Origin of the sequence: Peribacillus acanthi (assembly GCF_003073175.1) — a bacterium.
Taxonomy (GTDB): domain Bacteria; phylum Bacillota; class Bacilli; order Bacillales; family DSM-1321; genus Bacillus_BN; species Bacillus_BN acanthi.
In genome coordinates this window covers 176,129-184,407 of the sequence record NZ_QBBX01000003.1, presented here as the reverse complement: position 1 = coordinate 184,407, position 8,279 = coordinate 176,129, and the positions used below count along the sequence as shown (strand labels likewise).

The 8,279-nt window shown below is 37.9% G+C and carries 10 protein-coding genes; 1 reads left to right on the top strand and 9 read right to left on the bottom strand.

Annotated features, from left to right (window positions below; all coding sequences use genetic code 11):
- The 4 genes from DBX25_RS04115 to DBX25_RS04100 form a co-directional block, all read right to left on the bottom strand.
- A partial coding sequence (locus tag DBX25_RS04115) for a bifunctional cystathionine gamma-lyase/homocysteine desulfhydrase (RefSeq protein ID WP_108669628.1) occupies positions 1–1,123 on the bottom strand: 1,123 nt, incomplete at its 3' end.
- A gap of 1 nt (position 1,124) precedes the next feature.
- Positions 1,125–2,048, bottom strand: a complete 924-nt coding sequence (gene cysK, locus DBX25_RS04110) for a cysteine synthase A (RefSeq protein WP_108669507.1) — start codon at positions 2,046–2,048, stop codon at positions 1,125–1,127.
- Positions 2,049–2,219: 171 nt separating this feature from the next.
- Positions 2,220–2,918 (bottom strand): 5'-methylthioadenosine/S-adenosylhomocysteine nucleosidase, encoded by a 699-nt coding sequence (gene mtnN, locus DBX25_RS04105; protein WP_108669506.1) that lies wholly within the window; start codon positions 2,916–2,918, stop codon positions 2,220–2,222.
- 20 nt (positions 2,919–2,938) lie between these two features.
- Positions 2,939–3,577, bottom strand: coding sequence for a class I SAM-dependent DNA methyltransferase (locus DBX25_RS04100; protein ID WP_108669505.1), 639 nt, complete (start codon positions 3,575–3,577; stop codon positions 2,939–2,941).
- A gap of 169 nt (positions 3,578–3,746) precedes the next feature.
- On the opposite strand from DBX25_RS04100, the gene DBX25_RS04095 reads away from it, so the two are divergent.
- The gene (locus tag DBX25_RS04095) at positions 3,747–3,950 is read left to right on the top strand and encodes a DUF2536 family protein (protein WP_108669504.1); all 204 of its coding nucleotides are present in this window, start codon (positions 3,747–3,749) and stop codon (positions 3,948–3,950) included.
- A gap of 142 nt (positions 3,951–4,092) precedes the next feature.
- Here the strand turns inward: DBX25_RS04095 and DBX25_RS04090 are convergent, their stop codons facing one another.
- The 5 genes from DBX25_RS04090 to DBX25_RS21140 all read right to left on the bottom strand — a co-directional run.
- Entirely contained in the window at positions 4,093–4,809 is a 717-nt protein-coding gene (locus DBX25_RS04090; protein ID WP_108669503.1) for a YrrS family protein, read from the bottom strand.
- Between the two features lie 76 nt (positions 4,810–4,885).
- Entirely contained in the window at positions 4,886–6,649 is a 1,764-nt protein-coding gene (locus tag DBX25_RS04085) for a peptidoglycan D,D-transpeptidase FtsI family protein (protein WP_205685174.1), read from the bottom strand.
- 56 nt (positions 6,650–6,705) lie between these two features.
- Entirely contained in the window at positions 6,706–7,182 is a 477-nt protein-coding gene (greA, locus tag DBX25_RS04080; protein ID WP_108669502.1) for a transcription elongation factor GreA, read from the bottom strand.
- A 267-nt stretch (positions 7,183–7,449) separates the two neighbouring features.
- Entirely contained in the window at positions 7,450–8,085 is a 636-nt protein-coding gene (gene udk, locus DBX25_RS04075) for a uridine kinase (protein WP_108669501.1), read from the bottom strand.
- A partial coding sequence (locus DBX25_RS21140; protein ID WP_240620146.1) for a U32 family peptidase C-terminal domain-containing protein occupies positions 8,082–8,279 on the bottom strand: 198 nt, incomplete at its 5' end. The genes DBX25_RS21140 and udk, both read right to left, overlap by 4 nt.

The window sequence follows — 8,279 nt, the reverse complement described above, 5'->3', positions numbered from 1 at the left end:
CTTGTGCTAAATCTTCAATTAGGTCTTCCGCATCCTCTAAACCTACTGAAATTCGAATCAAGCCATCTGTGATGCCTAGCTCAGCGCGTCTTTCAGCTGGGATTGACGCGTGAGTCATACGAGCAGGTACAGATACAAGACTTTCTACAGCTCCTAGACTTTCTGCCAGAGTAAAGTATTTTAGTTTTGATAATACTTCATCCGCTCTTTCAGCACTTCCAACATCGAAGGAAACCATTCCTCCAAATCCAGTAGCTTGCTTCGCAGCAACTTCATGGTTTGGATGATCTTTTAGGCCTGGGTAGAAGATTTTACTTACTGAAGAATTAGAGCTTAAGAATTCAACGATTTGTTTAGTGTTTTCCTCAATTTCTTCCATACGGACACCTAAAGTCTTGATTCCGCGAATTAGCAACCAAGAATCCTGTGGACCTAATACCCCACCTGTGGAATTCTGTACGAAGTGCATATCTTGACCAAGTTGATCATCATTTACTACGACAAGACCAGCGACAACATCACTGTGGCCTCCAAGATATTTCGTTGCACTATGAAGTACAATATCAGCTCCTAGTGAGATAGGATTTTGCCAGTATGGAGTACTGAATGTATTATCAACAATTAATTTCAATGATTTTTCTTTTGTAAGACCAGCAACAGCTTCAATATCCGTAATTTTTAATAATGGATTTGTCGGTGTTTCTAAAAATACAGCCTTAGTATTTGGACGAATTTCCTTCTCAATATTAGCGACAACACTTGTATCTACAAAGGTAGACTCGATACCAAATCGATTCATTACTTTTGAAATGACACGGTAAGTTCCACCGTACACATCATCTGTGAAAATTATATGATCGCCTTTGTCGAATAGCATAACTACAGCAGTAATAGCAGCCATACCTGAACCGAAGGCAAACCCTCTTTTTCCACCTTCTAGGTCTTTAATTAATTCTTCCAATGCATGTCTTGTAGGATTTCCTGTACGGCTATATTCAAAGCCCTTAAAATTCCCTATACCCTCTTGTTTATAAGTACTTACTTGATAAATCGGAGTAGAAACCGCACCTGTATGAGGATCTCCAAAAATGCCGCCGTGAATAAGCTTCGTTTTCTTCTTCATCCTAAATACCTCCTTGATATATTTTCTTACTTAAATATCTTTCACTAGAATCCGGGAATACTACTACGATATTTGTCCCTGGCTTTGCTGTTTCAGCTTCCTTCAACGCAGCGTAAAATGCCGCTCCAGATGAGCTGCCAACAAGTAATCCTTCTTTGGCCGCTAGTTCCTTTACATAATGGAACGCCTCTACATCAAGCACTGTATAGATACTATTAAAGTATTCAGAATCCATGTACCCTGGCAAAAATTCCATACCAATGCCTTCCGTTTTATGAGGTCCTGATTCGCCACCGTTTAGAATGGAACCCTCAGGCTCTACAATTACCGTTTTCACATTAGGATTCTTTTCTTTTAAGTAGCGCGCAGTTCCCATAAAAGTCCCACCTGTACCTGCTCCAGCAACAAAAACATCTACTTTTCCATCAAGCTGTTCCCAAATTTCAGGACCCATTGTTTTATAATACGTTTCTGGATTCGAAGGATTCCCGAACTGTTGAGGACAATACGAATCAGGTATTTCATTTAGCAATTCCTTTGCTTTTGCAATAGCACCCTTCATACCTTCCGAAGTAGGAGTGTTAATTACCTTAGCTCCTAAAGCTCTCATCAGTTCTTGTTTTTCCTGACTGAATTTCTCTGGCACACAGAAGATAACCTGAATTCCTGTATTAATTGCAGCTAAAGCTAAACCAATTCCCGTGTTCCCTGCAGTAGGCTCGATAATCGTTCCTCCAGGCTTTAGCTCACCACTTTTTAGCGCAGCTTCTAGTAATTCTTTTCCTAAGCGATCTTTGACACTTCCACCTGGATTAAAATACTCTAGCTTTGCGTATATATTGACACCTTCTGGCAGAGAAAAATGAGATAGTTGTAACAACGGGGTATTTCCTATTAAATCGTGTATGCTTTTGTAAACATTCATTTTCAAAACTCCTATCTTCTGAACCTATCCAAGTAGATTCTAGTCAAACTCCCGATTGGTAAGCTTTAGATAAGATATCGGGATAGGTGCTGCATCTTAACATCCTTTACAACACTCAGTATAAATAAGAGGATTACTGCCAATATGGACTGCAATCCTCTAGTAGCGAAATTAGTTTTTCAATTGCTCTACCATTTTCACAACTAATTGTGATGAATGATGCGCTGCTTTTTCAAGGAAGTTCTCGAAGCTTACGTTTGATTCTTTTCCAGCAATGTCAGAAAGAGCTCTAATGACAACAAATGGAACGTTGAATTGGTGAGCAACTTGCGCGATTGCAGCAGCTTCCATTTCTACCGCCTGAAGATCTTCGAATTTCCCACGCACGAATTCTACACGGACTGGATCATTCATGAATGAATCTCCTGTTGCAATCAATCCTTTTGCCACCGCGACATCATGGATTGATTCGGCAGCTTTTAAGGTTACCTCGACCAATTTGTCATCCGCTTTGAATGCAGCTGGTAACTGTGGCACCTGGCCATACTCATATCCAAATGCTGTTACATCCACATCATGATGACGAACCTCAGTTGAAACTACAATATCCCCCACATTCAAATTAGGAGAAAAACCGCCAGCAGAGCCAGTATTAATGACAACATCAGGCTGGAATTTTTCTAAAAGGATAGCAGTACTCATTGCAGCATTTACTTTACCAATACCTGATTTTAATAAAATGACATCTACACCATTTAATGTACCTAAATTATATTCACAACCTGCAACAGTTTCTTGTTTCAGATTTTCTAATTGTCCTCTAAGTATTGTAACTTCTTCTTCCATTGCTCCGATGATGGCAACTTTCATGGTACAACCTCTTCTCGTTATTATAGTTTGGTTGCTTCAAGAATCCAGACGAAATCATTGCAACGAGAAAATTCCACATTAAAACCTGCTGCTTCTAAAATTTCTTTCAGAAATGGAATGGTGGTGTAATACTCAGTCTGCAAATCCTTAGCAAGATTCAAAAAGCCTTTTTCTTCCGCATTTTTGATTGCTTGTTTATACGATTCCTTTGTTTCATACATCGTATCCGCAAAGACTATTTTACCACCAGTTGCAAGGAGGTTTCCATATTGTTGGACGGCTTTTTCCTTTTCTTCATCCGTTAAGTGATGAAAAGCATAAGTACTGACAATGCTATCAACCTTTTCTTCAACTAAAAACTCTAAAAAGTCGCCATCTCTTAATGTAATTTCTCCCGTTAGTTTTTCTTCTGCTATTCTCTTCATCGGCTCCGAAGGCTCAATTCCTGTAACCTTGTACCCTTTTTGTAGTAATTTCTGAGTTAAGTTCCCTGTCCCTACTCCAAATTCAAGCACATGTCCTTGCGCTTTATCCGCAACAGTCTGAAGAATTTGTTCATAAAAACGAAAAACCTCTTTATACTCCTCATCATGACCAATTACCGTTTCATCATAAGAATCCGCCCAGTGTTCAAAAACATCGAGAAATTCTCTACCCATATTATGATTCCCCTTTAATTTATATAATTCCTATAGTTATAGTATGAATTAAATTAAAAACTGTTCTAAATTTAACATATAGAACAGATAATCTTCAAGTATTAAAATTCGAGCCCGTTTGGTAATATATTGATGGATATATATTAATTGAACCAAGGAGGCATGTATCTTGAATATACATTTTGATTTAATGGAGGATAAAGTTGAATTCTTTGAAGCAGAGAGTATTCAAGAATTGGAAAAAAAAATCGCCAATCAAATTGAAATAAACAAAGCGATCATGCTGAGAGTAAACAATGTTTCTCACCAAATGTTCGTGAGCGAAGAAGGAAGAAGATTTTATAGTGCGGTTGTACATTTCCGGGCAAAATAATTAGGACTCTGTGAAATAAATCGAAAATCTCTATTTCATCATATTCAAAGTATTGAAAGTTAATTTCCATGATTCAAAGAATTAGCTTTTTAAAGGTCAAAAAAGAGGTGTCCACACAAATATTGGTAGACACCTCAATTCATCACTTCTTTTTATCGTTCACTATTAATTCTTCCACTTTCGTTGGTTTCCAGCCTTCACCATCAATCCAATCAATATAAACCCGATATGTTGTGCTATTATCTTTTGGAGATATGGTTCCAATTGCTTGACTCGTAGGGTTCCCCCCTCTTTCAAGCCACCATAATGTATAGCTACCTTCCGTTAATCCAGCTCCATACATAATCGCTTTTTCCATTTCATTCCAATCAGTTCCATCTTTGGTAAAGTCAGCACTATGTTCACCTACCTGTGTAGTCCCTACCGGCTTCCACGTTTCATTAGTATAGGCTGATTTTACATTTTCCCCACTACTCTCTACTTCCACTTTTCCATTTGGATCAGAAGCTAACGAGTCTTCATTTTCTTCTACAACTTCTTCTTCAGTTTCTGTATCTTCCGTATTTTCTTCTGTCGCAGTTTCAGATTCAGATTCAGTTGACTCTGATTCCTCTTCCTCAACAGAAGCAGCTGTATCTTCTTCAGAATCTTTTTGTTCTGTTTTAGACTTCGCTTTCTTTTTTTCATCTACTGTGGACGCTTCCTCGTTAGAACCTCCCAGGAATATTGAGCCTCCAACAATAAAAATTAACACAATGACAATACCAAGTAGTATGTTATAAATCCTGTTGATTTTTCTCTTTTTATTCTTCAAATCTGAGCGAGAATTGTATCTAGATGAGTCAAAACCGTTTCTCATAATTTATGTTCCCCCTTTAAGCAAAGCTTTCCCTTACGCCATTCTACCATTTCCTTTCTGTGCTTTGAAGTAATATCTATTCTTCACGATGATCCAATGTGTATAATCCTGTCACCATTTCGGCGAATAATTTTTTTACCCCTTCATCACCTTCAGTCGCATTTAATCTGACCGTCACAAGGGCGTACTTTGGCTTTTCAAAAGGAAAATAGCCTGCAAACCATAAATTCTCTTTATCATGTTCTTGCTGTGTTTCGGCTGTCCCAGATTTTCCAGCTACACTATATGGAAGATTGTTTAATAATGCTCCAGTACCTTTTGAATTGGTTACCACTTCTCTTAACATCATTTGTAGCTTTTGAGCTGTAAATGATGTTATTTTATTACCTTCGATTTTTTTAGAATTAAAGTCAACTAATAAAGTACCATCTGCGTATTCAAGTCGATCGACGGCTTTTACCTTATTCCTTTCACCGCCTTTAGCAATGGTCGCCATCATATTGGCGATTGCTAAAGGAGTGACCTGTACATCCTTTTGACCGATCGCCGTTTGCGATATAAAGTTCTTATCCTTTTTGTAATCTTCCGCTCCCCAAACTCTTCCTTCTTCTTCTTTGTATAATTGCTCAAAGGAATCATTGTGAAATAACTCTCCAGTCCATCCTGAGCGTCCAATGAGATTTAACTTTTCAGCATATTCCTCTAGCAATTCTGGCTTTATTTCTTTTAAGTCATTGGCCAATTCGGCAAAAGTCCGGTTGCAGCTTTGTGCAAAACTATCAACAAAATTAAGCTGCCCTAATTTCCTCTTTACGTTTTCACTTTGGCCCAATATATTTTGATCACAATTAAACATCCGGTTAGATTCTGTATCTATTATTCCACTTTCAATGGCTGCCGCTGCCACTACTGTTTTGAATACAGAACCAGGTGTTGCTCTTTTAAACATAAAATTATGAGCCCCTTCTCCTTCATTGGGGTTATTACTTACATCAGGCTTTGACACCAGTGCTCTAATTTCACTCGTTTCAATATCGAGTAAAATTAACCCTCCCTTTTCTATATGATGTTCTGCTACTAAAGTCTCAGCTAATCGTTGAGCATCTTGATCGATGGTTGTAATAACCTTTACCGGATAATAAGGGTTCGATGGAGATAAGTATTTCACATCTAGACCGAATAGAGGTCCACCTGTTCCATCAACGTGGAACACAAGCTTTGACTCACCGGATGAAAGAAGCACTTCATCAAACTGCTCTTGAAGACCTTTATCTCCGAATTTTGTATTGATTGATAATTCCCTGTCCCCATATCGTTTATCTCTTACCTCTGCAGATTGAGTTAACCCTCCAATCAGTTGTTGTGCTGGGACATGTTTCACACCAAAATTCTGTTCGACAGCAAATATACCTGGGATTTTAAGGTTATTGATTTGTTCCATTTGCCATTTAGATAGCTTAATTGGCTTTCCATCCTTTTTAAAAGCAAATGGTTCTTTCGCTTCTTCTATGCTCTCTAGTAGCTTTTCTTCATTGATTCCTGCCAAACTTGCTATCGTCTTGGACGGCCATGTCATTTTCTTTAAAAAAGGAAAGAGAATCAACGTCGGGATTTCTTCATGTCCTAATGGATTTCCAAATCGGTCATAAAATTTCCCTCTCCCATCGTCTACCGTAACGGTTTGTGATCTCTGATCAACACTTGCTTCAATTAAATTAACATGATGTTTCGAAAAAGATTCAGTGTCAATTAACTGTATTTGGGCAATCCTTCCCAATAATGCACAAATCAGGAGCATTTGAATAATTGCAAAGGTATAAATTCTTTTTTTCTTCAACATAAAAACACCTCATCAACAGTGTCGACGAGGTGTAGTCATTTAAAACATAGTGATTATTATTTTACAGATATAATGCGTACATTCATTTCTCCACCTGGAGTTTGAACGACTACTTCATCACCTACAGTCTTAGTTAAAAGACTTCTAGCGATTGGAGAATCATTAGAGATTTTACCTTCGAACGGATCAGCTTCCGCACTACCAACAATAGTGTAAGTTTCTTCGTCACCATTTGGAAGCTCAATGAAAGTAACCGTTTTACCTAATGTAACTACATCGGAATTCATTTCATCTTCTTCGATGATTTTTGCGTTACGAATCATATTTTCCAGAGTTGTAATACGACCTTCAACGAAAGCTTGCTCTTCTTTAGCAGAATCGTATTCTGAGTTCTCGGAAAGGTCACCGAAACTACGAGCAATCTTAATGCGTTCTACGACCTCTTTACGTTTTACAGATTTTAAATTTTCAAGCTCTTGCTCAAGCTTAAGCTTACCTTCTTTTGTCATTGGGAAAACTTTTTCAGTAGCCAAACTTTTTCACTCCTTCTTAGTTCTCAATCAAGGTTTATATACCCCGACCATCCAACACTATAAATATTTTATTCGACCTTTAATTTTAGATTACGGTCTAGTGTAGCCTCAGTGCGGACACAGTTAATTATGTAAATGGATTCCCGAAAGAGGAATCCATAGATAAGTGCGCGTCCATAAAGGGCGCGCATCATTCATAGTAGTTCACACGAATTTGAGTTCGTGCTTGTACTATTTAATTATATATACTTTATCTATGCAATGTTATTACAAAAATGACTTTTGTTCAAGAATTGTTTTAATTTTTGTAACCATTAGGTCAATGGCAACATGGTTATGGCCGCCTTCAGGAATGATTATGTCTGCATAGCGTTTTGATGGTTCGATAAATTGATTATGCATCGGCCTTACAACATTTACGTATTGTTCAATGACAGATTCAATTGTTCTTCCACGCTCATTGATGTCCCTAGATAAGCGACGTAATATACGAATGTCTGCATCTGTATCAACAAACAATTTAATGTCCATTAAATCACGAAGACCTTCATCTTCTAGTACAAGAATTCCTTCAAGGATAATAACATCTTTCGGCTCTACATGAATGACCTCATTAGAGCGTGTATGCAGTGCATAATCATACACTGGCTTTTCAATTGGTTGGTAATTCAATAATTGATTGATGTGTTCCTTCAGATAATCATTGTCGAAAGCCAATGGATGATCATAGTTCGTTTTCAATCGTTCTTCCATTGGAAGATGGCTTTGATCTTTATAATAATAATCTTGCTCTAACATGAGAATGGAATGCCCTTTGAATGTCTCATAGATTGAGCGGGTAACGCTAGTCTTTCCTGATCCGGATCCCCCCGCGACCCCTATTACAACGGGTTTTTTCTTCATGCTAGTTCTCCTTTACGCATCATGTTATAAGGATAAACAGGCTGGTCTACTTTGAACTTAACAATTTGAAGTGGATGTCGAGCTGCGTCCAACTCCTGGCCTTTGTCATCCCAAATTTTCTCGATTTTTGAAGTGAAGTTTTCAATTTCTGGACCGAAAAATTCTACTTCATCTCCCGGTTTGAAATAATTCCG